Consider the following 17469-nt stretch of genomic DNA (forward strand, 5'->3'; position numbering starts at 1 on the left):
CAACGCTTGCGGCCCGCCGCGAATACAAGGAAATGCCAACCGCCGCAAGGCGAAAGGCGCAGCAAAAAGCGCAGCAAAAATCGCATCGATAGGCGCTTATCCCCGGAGCGCCGGTCACGGGCACGCGCATTAGCGCCACTTACTGAGCATAAGAAGGCTCCTCTTCATCCAGAATAGCCCGCAACGCCTCCAGATGCTGCTGCGCGAAGTCCGGATAATCCTCCTGCCACTGCCGTGCCGTTTTCCGCGCAACTACCGCACTAGCGACCCGCAAAGGCCGCCCAGTCATCAACGCAGTAACATAAGTCTCACACGCACGTTCAAAATAATAAAGATCATCAAAAGCCTGGCTAATAGTAGGTCCAGCAACCAGCACACCATGCTGCCCCATCAGCAAGACAGGCTTGTCACCAAGCACCTCACTAACACGCTTCGCTTCATCCCCGAGCCCCATACCATCAAACCCGGTATCAATAGCAACGCGCTCAAAAAACCGCATGCAATTCTGATCGACCGGCGGCAAGACCGGATCGTCGAGACACGACAGCACCGTCGCATATTTAGAATGCACATGCAGCACGCACCGAGCCGCCCGATTACGCTTATGAATCTCCGAATGAAGCGCCCACGCCGTGATATCCGGCGCGCCCGGCTGATTGATCGTCTGCGGATCATTCGCATCCACAACCAGCAGATCACTGGCCTTGATCCGCGAAAAGTGCCTGCTGCCCGGGTTAATAAGAAACTTCGTGCCATCGTCACAAACAGCAAAGCTGAAATGATTGGCAATGGACTCATGCATACCGAGACGCGCCGTCCAACGGAACGCACAGGCCAGATCGATCCGGCTCTGCTTATGCTCGAGCGCAGCGGAAGCTGACTGCAACATGGAAATATCTCCTTGCACGGACTGTCAAAACCAGCCCATCGGTTTCGGTTCGAAGTTGATATAGGCGTGCTTGAGTTCGGTATATTCGTCGAGCCCGGCTCGCGATAGCTCGCGGCCAATGCCGCTTGCCTTATAGCCGCCCCACGGCGCATGCGGCAGCGCAACGTTGTAATCGTTCACCCACACGGTTGCTGTCCGAAGGCGGCGCAGCACGCGGTTCGCTCTCGCAATGTCGCGCGTCCACAATCCGCTTGCGAGCCCGAACGGTGTGTCGTTGGCAAGCGCAACCGCTTCATCCTCACCGTCGAAACACTCGACGGTAATGACGGGCCCAAAAATCTCTTCCCGTACGATGCGCATGCTTCCCTGGACCCCCGCGAGCAATGTCGGTTCGACCCAGAAGCCCGTTTCAAACGGCGTGCCCCTGGGCGAGCGACCGCCGCATAGCAGTTGCGCGCCTTCTTCCACCGCGCCCGCGACAAGCCCGAGGACACGATCGCGTTGTTGCGCGGAAATGACCGGTCCCATCTGCGTGCCTTCCGAGAAGCCATGCCCGACCCGAATGCGTGTGATGCGCTCGGTCAGCGCGGCAACGAATGAATCGTGAATCGATCGTTCCAGAAGGAGGCGCGAACCCGCGGAGCACATCTGCCCGGCGTTGAAGAACGCCGCATTCAGCGCATAGTCCAGCGCGCAATCGAGGTCCGCGTCGGCAAAGACGATGTGCGGATTCTTGCCGCCGAGCTCGAGGGAAATCCGCTTGAAGTTCGACGTGGCGGCCTGCATCACCGCGGCACCAGCCGCATTGCTGCCCGTTAGCGAAATCAGGTCAACCTCCGCACTCGCGGCCAAGGTCTGGCCGACGTCCGTGCCGCCCGTCACGAGATTGAACACGCCCCGCGGGAAGCCGACCTGTTCGATGAGCTCAGCGAGGCGGTGAGTCGAGAGCGGCGTGAGGCTCGCCGGTTTCATCACGATCGTGTTTCCCGCCGCCAGCGCGGGAGCAAGCTTCCACGCGGCTTGCAGAATCGGGTAGTTCCATGGGGTAATCAACCCGCAAACACCCACGGGTTCGCGCAGCGTCATGCTGATGACGTGGGCGGCGGCATCGTTCATCGAGCCCGATTCCGTGGCGATCACTCGCGCGAAGTAGTCGAACGCCGCGATAGCGTCCTGCACATCGGCGCGCCCCTCTGCGAGGGTCTTGCCCACATTGAGCGCTTCGAGCCGGGCGAACTCCTCTGCCTCATCACTGAGCGCGCGGGCCAGCGCATTGAGGCGTTGCGAGCGTTCAATGGCCGTGAGGTGCGGCCACGGACCGTGATCGAAGGCTTGACGGGCCGCCTGGATGGCGCGCGATGCGTCGTCGGGCGATCCCCGTGCGACACAGGCGATCGATTCGCCCGTGCCGGGATCGACGATATTGGAATGGGCGCCTGTCGCCGCCTGAATCCACTCGCCATCGATGTAGAGGAGCTTCTGCTTCATGACGTTTCCCTGGTGAAGTGACGCGGTGCTTTGGACCGCGTGGAACGCGGGATCCGTTGCGGACTATAAGCGCGGCACGTCCCGCCGACATGATCGAATGCGTCGTCGCGATGACGCGATTGTGCAGATGCCGGGATTCGCGATGCACGCCTCCTTACATTTGGTGAGCGCTGGACGAGGCCCGCATCGGGAAAACCCATCGCGACATCCGGATGTCGCATTTCATCAAGTACAAGCGAAATTGGGCCCCTACAGTTCAGCCATGGCAAGCGCGATCGAGCGGACTGCCGGCGTAATCGACATGGACCAACTGGGAGGGAATTCCAATGCAAAGCATTCGTGTTATGAAGAAGGAAGACGTCGTTGCGCCCGATGCGTGGATGGACCAGCAGCCCGAGGAGGCGCTGACGCTGCCATCGCGCTATTTCTACGACCAGTCGATCTTTACGGCGGAGCGCGAGAAGATTTTCATGTCGGCGTGGCATGTGATCGGCCACAAGAGCGAACTGAGCACACCGGGCCAGTTCGTCATGACCGACATATTCGATCAGAGTGTCATTGCGACGTGTGGCAAGGACGGCAAGGTTCACGCCTTCCACAACGTTTGCCAGCACCGCGGCAATCGCCTCGTCGAGGAGCGGCGCGGGATGCAGAAGGGGGTATTCCGCTGCGCGTATCACTCATGGTGCTACGGGCTCGATGGCGGCCTGCGCAATGCGCCGCGCGGCGAGCGCCTCGTGAATTTCGACAAGCAAAGCTACAACATTCCATCGGTGCGGGTGGAAGAGCTCGGCGGCTTTTATTACTTCAATCTCGATCCCAATGCGCCTTCGATGAGCGAATTGTTCAACGGCGCCGATGCGGAAATGAAGCGTGTGTTCCCCAAGCTGGACGACTATCGTCTGCTGGACGAAAAGGACGTGATCGTGCCGGCGAACTGGAAGGTCATCATGGACAACTCGATCGAGGGCTACCACTTCTCGTTGTCCGGCCCTTGCCACGTGGATCTTGCGGCACTGATCAACTTCAAGGATTACAAGCTCACGCAGCGCGACAAGTGGTGGACCTATATTGCCCCCGCAAACAAGGATGCCACCCATGCTTACGGCGTACCGCTCGGCGATGAGCGCAATCCGGACGAATGCTTCTTCAACATCGGCATCTGGCCACACAATACGTTCTATACGTTTCCCTATTCGGACTTCCTCGCCACGTTCCTGATCATTCCACTCGAGGCGGAAAAGACCCTGCTGCGGTTTGGCTATTACTCCACGCACGAGGAGACGCCGGCCGTGACGAAAGCCTGCATGGACTGGATGAATACGGACCTCGGCCCCGAAGATATCGAGCTGAATATCTCCGTGCAGAAGGGCCTGCATTCGGTCGGATACAACCAGGGCCGGTATGTGATCGACGCGACGCGCAGCAATGAAAGCGAGCATCTGGTGCATCACTTTCACAAGCTGGTTCACAGCGGCATTCACAGCGAATGATCGCGCCTGTCATGGCCATTTAGGGGAAGCCCATGAGCAAAGAACGGTCGGTTTCGAGTACCCATGCGGGGCGTGGCTACGATTATGTGATCGTGGGGGCGGGTTCGGCAGGCTGCGTGCTGGCCAATCGCCTCAGCGCCGATCCGAAGCGGAAAATCCTGTTGCTCGAGGCCGGCCCGTCGAACCGGCACTGGTCGATCGACATGCCGTCGGCCATGGGTATCGTCGTGGGCGGCAGCCGCTACAACTGGCAATACCAGTCGGAGCCGGAGCCCTTCCTGAATAACCGTCGTATCGCGACGCCTCGCGGGCGCGTGCTGGGTGGATCGTCGTCGATCAACGGCATGGTCTATATCCGCGGGCATGCGCTCGACTACGATGCGTGGTCGGGGCAGGGTTGCACGGGATGGAGCTACCGGGAGGTGCTGCCGTATTTCATCCGCGCCGAAAAGCATGAACTGGGCGCCAATGCGTATCACGGCGCCAACGGGCATCTTCGCGTCACGGCCGGCAATACGGGCACGCCGCTGCCCCGCGCATTCATCGAGGCGGGCGTCGAGGCCGGCTATGGTTACACGGAGGACCCGAACGGGTATCGCCAGGAAGGATTCGGCCGCGTGGACCGCACGACATGGCAAGGCGGACGCTGGAGCACGGCGCACGGTTACCTTGCTGAGGCCCTTGCGCGTGGCAACGTGACGGTCGTGACGGGCGCGCTCGCGTTGCGCGTGCTCTTTAGCGGGACGCGCGCGATCGGCGTGGAATATGCCTGCGACGGACAGACGGCGATTGCCCGCGCGGAGGTGGAGGTGATCTTGTGCGGCGGTGCGATCAATACGCCGCAACTTCTGCAGTTGTCGGGCGTGGGTGCGGCTGACAAGCTGAAGGCGCTCGGGATCCGGCCGCTGCATGATCTTCCCGGTGTGGGGCAGCGCCTCTCGGATCACCCGGATACGGTGGTTCAGTACCTTTGCCGCAAGCCCGTGTCGATCTATCCATCGACGGTGGCGCCGCGCAAGTGGTGGACCGGTGCGAAATGGTTCATGAGCCGCTCGGGCCTGGCTGCCAGCAATCATTTCGAAGCCGGCGCGTTTATCCGTTCGCGCGCCGAGGTCGAGCATCCCGACCTGCAACTGACGTTCATGCCGCTTGCCGTTCAACCGGGAACGGTCGACAGCGTGCGAGAGCATGCATTCCAGGTGCACATCGATCTGATGCGTCCCACGAGTCTCGGCTCCGTGACGCTGAAGTCGAGCGATCCGCGCGTCGCGCCCAGGATCCTCTTCAACTACATGAAGACCGAGCGTGACCGCACCGATATGCGTACCGGCGTCAGGCTCGTGCGCGAAATCCTGGCGCAGAACGCCTTCCGCGATCTCCTCGGCCAGGAGCTGATGCCGGGTGCTGCTGCGACCGATGACGCGGCGCTCGATGCGTGGGTGCGTCAGGTCACCGAGACGGGCTACCACGCGGCGGGCACCTGCAAGATGGCGCCCGCGGGCGATCCGGAAGCGGTGGTGGACCCGCAACTGCGCGTGCACGGTCTGGAAAGACTGCGCGTGATCGACGCTTCGATCATGCCGACGATCGTGAGTGGCAACACCAACGCGCCGACCGTCATGATCGCGGAGAAAGGCAGCGATCTTGTACTTGGACGCTCGCCTCTGCCTCCCTCCAGCGCGGCGGTCTGGAGCCCGGCGAACCTGTACAAGCAGCAACGATGCGGGGAGGAGAGCCATGCATGAACAAGCGGGTCAAAGGATTGCCGCTGTCGTCACCGAGGCGGCCATGCTCACGGGCAACATCAAGGGCATCGAACTGGCCGCGGCGGACGGGGCCGCATTGCCGAACGCGGCGCCAGGCGCGCATATCGATCTCTGGTTGCCGGGTGGCCACGTACGCCAGTACTCGGTGATGGAATGCCGGGGCGACGGCACCGCCTATAAAATTGCGGTGTTGCGCGACCCGCATTCGCGCGGCGGCTCGTCTTATATCGTCGACCACTTGAGCAAGGGCCAGACCATTCAGCTTTCAGGGCCCAGAAATCACTTCGCACTGGAAGCGCATGGCGATGAATACATTCTGATTGCGGGCGGGATAGGCGTGACGCCCATTCTTCCGATGGCGATGCAACTCGCGTCGACGGGAAAGAAGTTCTCGTTTCACTATCTTGCCCGGGCGCGTGAGCAGGCATTGCTCGACGTGATCGAGTCGAGCGCGCTGCGCGACATCGTCCAGTTCCACTTCAGTGACGTGCAAGGCGAAGTCGACCTTCGCACCCTGATTGGCGCGCCGCGCGCTCGCACACACATCTATGTGTGCGGCCCCGGGAGATTGATCGATAGTGTGGTTCAAGCAGCTTGCGACTGGCCGGCCCACGCGATCCACTTTGAGCGATTTGCAGCTGCGCCGGTCAACCAGGGCGCCCAGTGCAGCCGCGATTCATTCGAGGTCGAGCTTGCGAGGTCGCATCGGGTGCTCACGGTGCCTGCCTCGCAATCGATCCTGGAGGTGTTGAGAAGGGAGCGGATCGAGATCGACACGGTATGCGCTCAAGGTCTCTGCGGAACCTGTGCCGTCCCCCTGCTGGCGGGCGAGGCGGAGCACCTCGACGCGATCCAGACCGAAGAAGAAAAAGCCGAAAACAAGGTCATCTACGTATGTATATCGCGCGCGAGATCTGCCAGGCTCGTGCTCGACCTTTAGCTGCGATGGACCAGGCCAGACCGATGAGCGCGAAAACTAGCAACCAGCCACGGCACGTTGGCATCCTTGCCATGCCCCAATTTTCCAATCTCGGGCTCGGCCTGTTGATCGAGCCGCTGGCCATCGCCAACTGGCTGTCCCAGCGCACGTTGTTCGAGTGGACGGTGCTTTCCATCGACGGCCAACCGGTGCGCGCCACGAACGGCATGCTCACGCCAGCGCAGCCGCTTCCCGACGAAGCGGGGCGATTTTCGACCGTCTTTGTGATCGCCAGCTTCGAGGCAAAAAAGCACGCGAAGAATCGCAAGATCAAGGCCTGGTTGCAACGCGAAAGCGTATTCGGTGCGCAGGTGGGCGGCGTGGAGACCGGCACGGAAATGCTGGCGGCTGCATCGCTGCTCGATGGGCACCTGGCCGCCGTGCATTGGGACAATCTCGAAGGCTTCGAAGAGGCTTACCCGAAGGTCAAGGTCTCCGCGCAGCGCTACACCATCGAGCCGCGCTTGATCACCTGCCCGGGAGGCATGGCAATTGTCGACATGATGCTCGACTGGATTGCCCAGCATGTTGGCGCTGAGCTCGCCGCGGAGATATCACAGCATCTGCTCCACTCACGCGGCGACGTTCAACCCGGCAGGACGGAGGCGGGCGCGGCGCCAATGAGCGTACAGGTCAGCGAGGCTATCCGCTTGATGCAGGAATCGGTCGCCACGCCGGTGTCGTGCGAGCATATTGCTGCCGCCGTGGGCCTCTCGAAACGGCAACTCGAGCGGCATTTCAAGCGGTACACCTCAATCGCGCCCCTGCAGTATTACCTGAATCTGCGCGTGGCGACGGCGCATAAGCTCCTGCAGCAAACGGAGTTGAGCGTTTCCCAGGTTGCAGCGGCCACCGGCTTTGACTCGCTGGAGCATTTTTCGCGTACCTACAAGGCGAAATTTGGCTGCCAGCCGAGCCGGGACAGATTGCAATCGTGGGAGGCGCCGGTCATGCGGCAGTGGATTTCGGCGTAGGGGCGGGCGTGCGCCGCGCATCGCCCATACACCGCGTGTGATCTGGATTGCTGTTCCTGCCTGAAGTTCGTTCCTGAAGTGAAGTCTGTACTACGCGGTCATGTATTTAATCAGGATTACAAATCGAGGAGAGTCGCTCATGAAACGCAATCTGTTGAAAATAGCCGCCGGCATGCTCGCAGTTACCGCTTGTGCCGCCCACGCGGCCGATCCCGCCATGTGCCGCGATGTGCGCTTCGCCGATGTGGGCTGGACCGACATTGCCGCCACCACCGGTCTCGCCTCCACGCTGTTCAAGGGCCTGGGCTACAGCCCGACCACGACCATTGCTTCAATACCGATTACGCTGGCGGGCATCAAGAGCAAACAGATCGACGTCTATCTCGGCTACTGGTCGCCGACCATGGACCCCATGATGGAACCGTTCGTAAAAGCGGGCACCATCAAGGTGCTGCCCACGCCGAACCTGACCGGCGCGAAATACACGCTGGCCGTGCCGGACTACGTCTATAACGGCGGGCTCAAGTCGTTTGCCGATATTCAGAAATATGCCGACAAGCTCGACGGCAAGATCTACGGCATCGAGCCGGGCAACGATGGCAATGCACTGATCAAGAAAATGATCGACGGCAACCAGTTCGGTGTTGGCAAGTTCAAGCTGGTCGAGTCGAGCGAGGCGGGCATGCTCGTCGAGGTGAACAAGGCGATTCGCGAGAAGAAGTGGATCGTGTTCCTCGGCTGGGAGCCGCATCCGATGAACGTGCAGATGAAAATCGACTACCTGGCCGGCGGGGATGACGTGTTCGGGCCGAACTACGGCGAGGCGAAAGTGTTTACCGCGACGCCGCCCGATTATTCGGCCCGTTGTCCGAATGCCGCGCGGCTGGTATCGAATCTCCGGTTCACGACGGAGATCGAGAATCACGTGATGGTGCCGATCATGAACAAGGAGGATCCAAACTCGGCAGCGCTGAACTGGTTGAAGGCCAATCCCCAGCCGCTCGAGGCATGGCTTGCCGGGGTGCAGACGATCGACGGCAAAGACGGTTTGCAGGCTGTGAAGGCGTACCTGGCCTCGCACTAGTGCGCTGAATCCGGTGCATCGCACCGGGCAGGGCGCTATGCACGGGCGTATTTCCCTTTCAGCGGGGGCAGCCTGCTTCGCCGCGGGCTGCACGGCCATCGCGAAAGCCACACACGCGATGCCAGTGCGCTTACCAGCCTCTGCACATCGTTGAAAGCATCGATAGTCAGCCGTAAATAATAAGTACAACGACACTACAGCAGATCGTCTAGCGCTTCCGCGTTCTCGTAAAGCTTGAGCAGCATCGCCCGCAGCGCCTGCACGTCGGTTGCATCGAAATCGCGCAGCACGACCGCTTCATGTCGCTTCGCGATGGGCACGATGCTCTGGGCCAGTTCTTCTCCCTTTTCAGTCAGGGCAATCCTGATCGACCGCCCATCGGTCGCACTTCTCTCCCGCTTGACCAAATCCTGATCCTCCAGACGGTCGATGATCCGCGAGAGCGCGGAGATATCCGAAGTCGCATGCACGGACAGTTCAGACACGGTCTGCCGCGGCACGTAGAGCAGCGAAGCGCAGACGCGCCACTCGCTGAGACCCAGGCCAAAGGGCTTGAGCGCCTTCGCAAAGGCGTTTCCCATCCTCCCGCCTGCACGGGTGAGCAAGAAGGGGATGGCCAGCTCGAGTTCTTGCGGTCGCTTCGGTGTCTTCATGGTCGTCGGTGGACTGAGGGTTTACGCGGGGCATTCATGTTTGAAAAATCAACTATACTCCATTCCCATATATTTGAATAATCAAATAAAAGACGGGTGCCTTGTCCGGTACTGCGTCTTCCACGAGACGAGCAAGGCGGAACCCGCTGAACTGGAGCACATTCATGAAAGACAAGATTGCACTTGAAGAGCACTTTGCGATTGATCTGACGATTGACCAATCGAAAGGCTATGCGCCCCCTCATGTCTGGGAGATGTTGAAGTCGAATCTGCTGGATATCGAGCAACAGCGGCTCGAGCGGATGGAGCAGGGTGGAACGGCGTTTTCCATCCTGTCGCTCAATTCCCCTGGCATCCAGGGCATTCCGGACATCGCGGAATCAATCGATGTCGCCAGGCGCGCCAACGATGTCCTCGCCGAGCACGTGGCCCGTCATCCCTCGCGCCTGGGCGGATTTGCGGCGTTGCCCATGCAGGACCCCGAAGCGGCCGCGCGCGAACTCGAGCGCTGCGTGAAGGAACTGGGGTTTCACGGTTTCATGGTGAATGGCTTTTCGCAGGTCGGCGATGCGGAGAACGTCGTCTATTACGACGCGCCGCAATACACGGACTTTTGGGCGCATGCGGCTGCGCTGGGCAAGCCTTTCTATATGCATCCGCGCGATCCGCTGCCCTCGCGTGAACCGATCTACGACGGTTTTCCGTGGCTGACCGCCGCGACCTGGGCGTTCGCGGTCGAGACGAGCATTCATGCGTTGCGGCTGATGACTTCGGGTCTCTTCGATCGCAATCCGTCGTTGCAGATGATCCTCGGTCATCTGGGCGAGGGGATTCCGTTCAACGTCTGGCGCGTCGACCACATTCTGCACAAGGCGCCGCGAGGGCTGCCGTGCCAGCGCAGCGTGGGCGAATATCTGCGCGAGAACGTCTACGTGACCACGAGCGGCAATTTCCGGACGCAGACGCTGCTGGCGACGATGCTCGAAATGGGCAGCGACCGGATCATGTATTCGGTCGACTATCCGTTCGAGACGCATGATGAAGCGTCGCAGTGGTTCGATCACTGCTCGATCAGCGAAACGGACCGCGCGAAGATCGGGCGGGACAACGCACGCCGCTTGTTCGGTCTTCAATGATGCACGCGGGCAACGGGAGAGATCTGATGCAAGCTACCGGGTTGGCGCCTGTGCAGGTGTGGCGCGAAAAAATCTACAGCGGTGGATGGAAAACCACAGACGCTGGCGTGCTCGAGGTGACGGAGAAGGCCACGGGCGAGCGAATGGGCGCAATCGGTTGCGCCTCGCCCGCGGACGTGTCGTCGGCCGCCGCCATCGCCAGGGACGCTCAACGGGCATGGTCGGCCACGCCGGGGCCGCAGCGCGGCGAAGTCTTGCGCGAGGTCGCCCGGCTGATTCGCGAGCACCGCGAAGAGATCGCGCTGCAGATTGTTCGGGAGACCGGATCGATTCGGCCCAAGGGGCATGCCGAAGTGGAGTTGGCGATCCGCGAGATTCTCGAGGCCGCGGCGCTGGCCAGCCAGCCCACCGGCATGATCACCGCCAGCGACGTGAAGGGGCGGCACAGCGTGGCGCGCAGGATTCCGCTGGGCGTGGTGGGCGTCATCACGCCGTGGAATTCGCCGTTCCTGCTGGCGGCGCGGGCAATCGCCCCGGCTCTGGCCACGGGCAATGCGGTGCTGCTCAAGCCCGATCCGCAATCGCCGGTCTGTGGCGGTGCGATCTATGCGCAACTGTTCGCGGCCGCGGGGCTGCCAGAGGGGCTGTTCCATGTGCTGCCCGGCGCCGCGAAAACGGGTGACGCGCTGGTGCGCGATCCGCTTGTCGACATGATCAGCTTCACGGGCTCCACGCAGGTCGGCAAGCAGATCGGCGCGGTGGCGGGCGGGCTGCTCAAGCGCGTGAACCTCGAGCTGGGCGGAAAGAACCCCTATATCGTGCTGGACGATGCCGATGTCGAAGCCGCCGCGAGCGCCGGGGCGTGGGGCTCGTTTCTGCATCAGGGGCAAATCTGCATGTCCGCGGGCCGGCACCTCGTTCACGAACGGATTGCCGAGGCCTACATCGCGAGCCTCGTGCGGCGAGCGAAGGCGCTAAAAGTGGGCGATCCCTTCAAGGGCGATTTTCACATCGGCCCCATCGTCAATGAAAGGCAAGCCGCAAACGTCGAGCGTATCGTCGCGGATTCCGTGAGCGAGGGGGCGAAGATTCTCGCCGGTGGCTCGCGCGACGGGCTCTTTTTCGCACCGACGGTCATGGTCGACGTAGCGCCTGGCATGCCGGTATTCGAGGAAGAGATCTTCGGCCCGGTCGCCGCGGTCACGGTGGTCAAGAGCGACGACGAAGCGGTCGCGCTCGCCAATCAGACCGGCTATGGCCTCGTGGCGGCGGTGGTATCCGCCGATCTGCGCCGCGCACAGCGTGTCGCCGACCGGCTGCACGCCGGCATCGTCCACATCAACGACCAGACCGTCGTGCACGAGGTGTTCGGGCCGATGGGCGGTCTCGGTTTGTCAGGCAACGGGCATAACTACAGCACGCTGACCAACGCGGACCAGTTCACGGAATGGCAGTGGATGACGAGCCGTGACGACGTCCCTGCGTACCCGTTCTAGACAAACCCACGCGAGGTGCATGGTGACTTCCGATACGGCGCAGCGAGTGCAGGGGGCGCAATCGTCGATCGTCGACATTAGTGCGTTGATCGATAGCCAGCCACTGAGCAGGTTCCAGATCTGGATCATGGTCATGATCGGTTGCTCGGTGGTGATGGACGGCTTCGACGTGCAGACGATGGGCTTCGTGGCGCCCGCGATCGTGCAGGCGTGGCACATCAGCCCTGCGCAGCTTGGGCCAGTTTTTGGCGCGGGTTTGCTGGGGATGCTCGCGGGATCGATCGTGCTCGGCGGCATGGCCGACAAGGTGGGGCGCCGGCCCGTTCTGGTGGGCGCGACCGTGTTCTACGGGTTGTGCATGCTCGGCACGACCCTGGTTCACTCGGTGCCGGAGTTCCTGGCCATGCGCTTCATGACCGGCTTCGGCATCGGCGGCGTGATGGGCAACGCCATCGCGCTGGTGAGCGAGTACAGCCCGCAGAAGCACCGGGCGTCGCTGATGACATGGGTCTCATGCGGCTTCACGGGCGGAGCCATCGCGGGCGGGCTGCTCTGCGCAGCGCTGCTGCCGCAGATGGGCTGGCGCTCGGTGTTCTTCGTCGGCGGCATCCTGCCTCTCGTCATTGCCGCGGCGATGCTCAGGTATCTGCCGGAATCGCTCCAGTTGCTGGTGCTCAAGCAGCGCAGCCCGGAAACGATCGCCCGGTGGCTCGGGAAAATCGCGCCGGGCGTGCAAGTCGGCGCGCAAACCCGCTTCGCCGTGCACGGGCAGGCTCGAGTGAAGGCCACAGTGGCCGAGCTCTTTCGCCATGGCCGCGGCGCGACCACGGTGCTGCTCTGGGGCATCAACTTCGCCAACCTGCTCGATCTCTTCTTTCTGTCGAACTGGTTGCCGATGCTGTCCTTGCGGGTCGGCCATGGCGTCTCGACGGCCGTGCTCATCGGCACCTCGTTGCAGATCGGCGGCACGGCGGGCGCGCTGCTCATGGGGCCGTTGATGGACCGCTTCGGCTTTTATCGTGTGCTCGCCTGCAGTTTTCTGGTGGCGACATGCTCGGTCGCGGCGGTGGGACTCCCCGATCTGTCGACGGGATTGCGCTATGCCGTCGTGCTGATCAGCGGCATATGCATCGTGGGCGGGCAGCCGGCGGTCAACGCGCTGACCGCGACGCTCTATCCCACGCCGCTGCGCGCCACGGGTGTGGGCTGGAGTCTGGGCATCGGCCGGGCGGGTTCGATCATCGGCCCTGTCGTGGCGGGGCAGTTGATCAAGCTGCAGTGGTCGAATACGGCGTTGTTTGTCGCGGCAGCGGTGCCCGCGCTGGCATCGTGTCTGATGCTCGTTTTGCTCAGCCGCGTTGCGGCGAGAAGTCAGGTCGGCTGAGCCGCACGCTAGTGGGTCACGACAGGCAGTGGCCCAGCAATGGGAAGTCAGGAGAGGCGAGATGGCCGTTTCTATCACGGTAAATGACCAGCACCACCGTCTGGATGTCGCTGCGGATACGCCGCTGCTTTACGTGCTTCGTAACGATCTGCAGTTGAACGGTCCGAAGTTCGGCTGTGGCGAAGCGCAGTGCGGCGCCTGCACGGTATTGGTTGGCGGCAATGCAACGTACTCCTGTGTATTTCCGGTTGGCGCGGTGGGCCGGGCCCATGTGAGCACCGTCGAGGGCCTGGGCGAGGGCGAACGGCTGCATGCCTTGCAGAAGGCCTTTCCCGCCGAGCAGGCCGCGCAGTGCGGCTATTGTTCGAGCGGCATGCTGATGGCCGCCAAAGCGCTGCTGGCGCGCAACCCCAATCCGGACCCGGCAACCATACGGCGCGAGCTGGCGGGCCAGAAATGCCGGTGCGGCGCGCACAACCGGATCGTGCGCGCGATCGAGCGCGCCGCGCAGGAGCTGCGCGCATGAATAACGTCCGGCTTTCGCGTCGCGCGTTCGGCAAACTGGCCGGCGCGGTTCTCGCGACGTTCACGCTCGCACCCTTTGCGGAGTTTGCGTTCGCCGAGCCCGACCTGCCGCGCGATCTTCATGCGAATCCGCGGCTCGACGGCTGGATTCGCGTCGACGAGGCGGGCACGGTCACGGTCTTCACGGGTAAAGCCGAGCTGGGGCAGGGGATACTCACGGCCCTTGCACAAATCGCCGCCGACGAACTCGACGTCGATCTGTCCCATGTGCACATCGTCTCCGCAGATACGGCCCGCAGCCCGAACGAGGGCTATACGTTCGGCAGCCAGTCGATCGAGCAGGCCGGAGCGGCATTGCGTGTTGTCGCCGCGCAGGCGCGGGCGGTTTTGCTCGGCGCCGCGGGAAGCAGGCTCAATGTTCCGGAATCCGAACTGCGTGTCGATGGCGGGGTCGTTCTTGCCGCAGACGGCCGGCGCCTGCGATACGCAGACATCGTGAGGGACGACAAGGCGCTGCTTGCGCGCGAGGTGGCCACAGCCACGCCAAAGCGTCCCGAAGAGTACAAGCTGGTGGGCAAGCCGGTGCCGCGCATCGACTTCCCCGCGAAGTTCACGGGCGGGGCGGCGTTCATGCAGGATATGCGTCTGCCCGATATGTTGTTTGGCCGCATCGTGCGGCCCCCGAGGTCTGGCGCGAAGCTACTTTCGGTTGATGTCGCTGCCGTCAGGAAGCTCCCGGGCGTGGTCTCGGTTGTTCGCAACGGCAGCTTCCTCGGTGTGATCGCCGAGCGGGAAGAGCAGGCGATAGCGGCGCGCAGCGCATTGATCGAGGCGGCGCAGTGGAGTGCGGATTTCGTCGCGCTGCCCGACGTGGACCACCTCCAGACGGCGCTGCCGCAGTGGCGCAGCGAAGACAAGGTCATCAGCGAGACGGGCCAGGACGCGCCAGCGGCCACTGGCTCGACGCAACTGGAGGCCAGCTACGTTCGCCCGTATCTCTCGCATGCCTCGATTGGCCCCTCCTGCTCCGTTGCGCTGCTCAAGAATGGCCATATGACGGTCTGGTCGCACACGCAAGGCGCGTTTCCTTTGCGCGGCGATCTCGCGAAGGTGCTCGACATGCCCGCCAACGCCGTCGATGTCGTGCACACGCCGGGTTCGGGGTGCTACGGCCACAACGGCGCGGACGATGTGGCGCTCGACGCGGCGCTGCTGGCTCGCGAGGTGGCGGGCCGGCCGGTCAAGGTGCAATGGATGCGCGAGGACGAGTTCGCCTGGTCGCCCATCAGCCCGGCGATGGTCATGCGCGTGAAAGCGGCGTTGTCCAAAGACGGCCGCATTGCCGACTGGAACTACGACGTCTGGAGCAATTCGCATGCGATGCGGCCAGGCGAGCCCGGTGGCGTGAACCTGCTGGCCGCCTGGTCTCTCGAGCAGCCATTTCAGCCTGCGCCGCCCGCATGGATTCCGCAGCCGTACGGCAATGGCGACCGCAATGCGGTGCCGCTCTACGACCTTCCGCGCAAGAAGGTGACCAACCATATGCTGCTGGACGCGCCCATCCGCAATAGTTCGCTACGCACGTTGGGCGCCTATGGCAACGTCTTCGCGATCGAGTCTTTCATGGATGAACTGGCGCTCGCGGCTCAGGCGGATCCGGTCGAGTTTCGCCTGAAGCACCTGAGCGACCCGCGCGCGATTGCCGTGGTGCAGGCCGCCGCTCGCCAGGCAAGGTGGCAACCCGGCTTGAAGGGCGACGGCCAGCGTGGACGCGGCTTTGCGTGGTCGCGCTACAAGAACATCGGGGGCTACGTGGCGGCCGTCGTCGATGTCCATGTCGATCGCGCGACGGGCGCGGTCAGCGTGACGAATGTCGCCGCGGCCGTCGACGTGGGCCGCGTGATCAATCCAGACGGCGTGAGGAACCAGATCGAAGGCGGCGTCATCCAGGCACTGAGCTGGGCGCTCAAGGAGCGCGTCATGTTCAGTCGCACCGAGATCACGACGCGCCATTGGCAGGACTATCCGATCCTGTCCTTCGAGGAAGTGCCGCCAATCGATATCGTGGTGCTCGAGCGCGACGATGAAGCGGCGCTCGGGGCAGGGGAATGCTCGCTCGGTCCGACGGGCGCTGCGTTGGTCAATGCCGTGGCGCATGCGTGTGGCGCCCGGGTACGCGATCTGCCTTTGGTGCCGTCAAAGGTCAAGGAGCGTCTTGCCTGACGGGTTTGGGCGTCATCCCGCTCGGGGAGCTACATTCGTATTAATTAGTATGGCATAGCAAATGGAGGAATTTGGAAGGTACGTTTAATTTACATCGGACTACGAATAAATAATAAACACGCGTCGTGAATATTAAAAGACAATGGATTGGAGGCTGAAGATGGGTTACATGTCGAATCGAATCAGGGCGGGCCGTGCGCTGCGGCGCGTGGCACGGTGCGGACTCGCGATGCTGGCGGCGGGCCTCGCGGGGACCGCTCACGCGCAAAGCTCCGTGACCTTGTACGGGGTCATCGATACGGGTGTCGAATACGTGACGAACGTGGGGCCCCAAAAGTCCAGCGTAGTGCGCGTGCCGACATTGACGGCTTCGCTGCCTTCGCTGTGGGGCCTTCGTGGCAAGGAGGATCTGGGCGGGGGGCTCAGCACCGTCTTCGTGCTCGAGTCGGGCTTCGCGCCCTCGCAGGGCTCACTGAATCAAGGCGGGCGTCTGTTCGGCAGACAGGCCTATGCCGGGCTTTCGGGGCCTTGGGGAACGGTGACGCTCGGCCGGCAGTATTCGCAGATCTTCTGGACGGTATTGAGTGGCGACACACTGGCGCCGAACATTTACGCCGCGGCCGATCTGGACCCCTACCTGACCCAGCCGCGCGTGGATAACTCGATCGCCTATAACTTCACGTCCTCCGGGCTGACCGTGGCCGCGACGTACTCTTTCGGGCGCGACGCGGTGGACAGCGCGGCGGCGGGCGGCTGCGCCGGCCAGTCGCCCACCGACTGGCGCGCGTGCAAGTCGATGTCCGCCATGGTGAAGTACGACGCGGGGAAATGGGGCGTCGCGGCGGCCTTCGATCGCAACTATGGTGGCGGTGGTGCGGGGTCGCCGTTGCCCCTGAGCTCGCAGACCGATACGCGTGCCGTTATCGACGGTTTTGCGAAGTTTGGCAACGCGACTATTGGAGCGGGATTCCTTCATCGGATCAATCATGGCGAGCAGACGCCAACTATTTTCGATGCGACCAGCAACTACTGGTGGATTGGCGGCAACTATCTCGTGCGGCCCGATATTTCGCTTGATGCGCAGTTTGGGCAGATTACCGTGAGCAATAAGGATGCAGGGGGCTCCGTCATTGCGGCGCGGGCTATGTACTTCTTCTCCAAGAGTACCTCGGTGTATGTTACTGCCGGGCATGTGTTTAATCAGCGTAACGGTGTGTTTACGATTGATGGCGGGTCGGTGCCGCCCGCTTCTACGCCGTTGCCTGGCGTTGGGCAGACCGGTGCTATGGTGGGCATGCGGCACCTGTTTTGATGGCGGTATGGGCGCATTGGACCATGCTGGTGGCTTTCGGCGTGTTGGCCTTAACTTGTTTTCGCGG

At 62.5% G+C, this 17469-nt stretch carries 14 protein-coding genes; 11 read left to right on the top strand and 3 right to left on the bottom strand.

The window, feature by feature from the left end; genetic code table 11:
- Positions 1-139: 139 nt before the first annotated feature.
- Together BO1_RS45270 and BO1_RS45275 are read right to left on the bottom strand one after the other, a co-directional pair.
- Positions 140-889, bottom strand: a complete 750-nt coding sequence (locus BO1_RS45270) for a class II aldolase and adducin N-terminal domain-containing protein (protein ID WP_028223223.1) — start codon at positions 887-889, stop codon at positions 140-142.
- Between the two features lie 24 nt (positions 890-913).
- The gene (locus BO1_RS45275; protein ID WP_028223224.1) at positions 914-2377 is read right to left on the bottom strand and encodes an aldehyde dehydrogenase family protein; all 1464 of its coding nucleotides are present in this window, start codon (positions 2375-2377) and stop codon (positions 914-916) included.
- A 344-nt stretch (positions 2378-2721) separates the two neighbouring features.
- Here BO1_RS45275 and BO1_RS45280 point away from each other — a divergent pair, with 344 nt between their 5' ends.
- The 5 genes from BO1_RS45280 to BO1_RS45300 all read left to right on the top strand — a co-directional run bounded on the left by BO1_RS45280 (position 2722) and on the right by BO1_RS45300 (position 8673).
- Positions 2722-3870 carry an aromatic ring-hydroxylating oxygenase subunit alpha gene (locus tag BO1_RS45280; protein WP_245644088.1) on the top strand — a complete coding sequence of 383 codons (1149 nt, stop codon included), beginning with the start codon at positions 2722-2724 and terminating at the stop codon, positions 3868-3870.
- Positions 3871-3902: 32 nt separating this feature from the next.
- A complete protein-coding gene (locus BO1_RS55515; protein ID WP_043289015.1) occupies positions 3903-5615 on the top strand; it encodes a choline dehydrogenase in 1713 nt (570 codons plus the stop codon).
- Between the two features lie 43 nt (positions 5616-5658).
- Positions 5659-6576, top strand: coding sequence for a PDR/VanB family oxidoreductase (locus BO1_RS45290; RefSeq protein WP_043289019.1), 918 nt, complete (start codon positions 5659-5661; stop codon positions 6574-6576).
- A 71-nt stretch (positions 6577-6647) separates the two neighbouring features.
- The gene (locus BO1_RS45295) at positions 6648-7589 is read left to right on the top strand and encodes a GlxA family transcriptional regulator (RefSeq protein WP_084688784.1); all 942 of its coding nucleotides are present in this window, start codon (positions 6648-6650) and stop codon (positions 7587-7589) included.
- A 139-nt stretch (positions 7590-7728) separates the two neighbouring features.
- On the top strand, positions 7729-8673 hold the full coding sequence (locus tag BO1_RS45300; protein ID WP_028223228.1) for a choline ABC transporter substrate-binding protein: 945 nt from the start codon (positions 7729-7731) through the stop codon (positions 8671-8673).
- A 194-nt stretch (positions 8674-8867) separates the two neighbouring features.
- On the opposite strand, the gene BO1_RS45305 is transcribed toward BO1_RS45300, so the two are convergent.
- Complete coding sequence (locus BO1_RS45305; protein ID WP_028223229.1) at positions 8868-9326, bottom strand: MarR family winged helix-turn-helix transcriptional regulator; 459 nt, start codon at positions 9324-9326, stop codon at positions 8868-8870.
- Positions 9327-9490: 164 nt separating this feature from the next.
- Here BO1_RS45305 and BO1_RS45310 point away from each other — a divergent pair, with 164 nt between their 5' ends.
- The 6 genes from BO1_RS45310 (at position 9491) to BO1_RS45335 (ending at position 17402) form a co-directional block, all read left to right on the top strand.
- Positions 9491-10462, top strand: coding sequence for an amidohydrolase family protein (locus BO1_RS45310; RefSeq protein ID WP_028223230.1), 972 nt, complete (start codon positions 9491-9493; stop codon positions 10460-10462).
- A 26-nt stretch (positions 10463-10488) separates the two neighbouring features.
- Complete coding sequence (locus BO1_RS45315) at positions 10489-11958, top strand: benzaldehyde dehydrogenase (RefSeq protein ID WP_043289020.1); 1470 nt, start codon at positions 10489-10491, stop codon at positions 11956-11958.
- A 19-nt stretch (positions 11959-11977) separates the two neighbouring features.
- Positions 11978-13342, top strand: coding sequence for an MFS transporter (locus BO1_RS45320; RefSeq protein ID WP_043289017.1), 1365 nt, complete (start codon positions 11978-11980; stop codon positions 13340-13342).
- A gap of 61 nt (positions 13343-13403) precedes the next feature.
- Positions 13404-13868, top strand: a complete 465-nt coding sequence (locus BO1_RS45325; RefSeq protein ID WP_028223233.1) for a (2Fe-2S)-binding protein — start codon at positions 13404-13406, stop codon at positions 13866-13868.
- The gene (locus BO1_RS45330) at positions 13865-16090 is read left to right on the top strand and encodes a xanthine dehydrogenase family protein molybdopterin-binding subunit (RefSeq protein ID WP_028223234.1); all 2226 of its coding nucleotides are present in this window, start codon (positions 13865-13867) and stop codon (positions 16088-16090) included. The genes BO1_RS45325 and BO1_RS45330 overlap by 4 nt, the downstream gene beginning before the upstream one ends.
- A 229-nt stretch (positions 16091-16319) precedes the next feature.
- On the top strand, positions 16320-17402 hold the full coding sequence (locus BO1_RS45335) for a porin (RefSeq protein ID WP_281179251.1): 1083 nt from the start codon (positions 16320-16322) through the stop codon (positions 17400-17402).
- The last annotated feature ends 67 nt before the right edge of the window (positions 17403-17469 follow it).

Source organism: Paraburkholderia oxyphila NBRC 105797 (assembly GCF_000685075.1).
GTDB lineage: Bacteria > Pseudomonadota > Gammaproteobacteria > Burkholderiales > Burkholderiaceae > Paraburkholderia > Paraburkholderia oxyphila.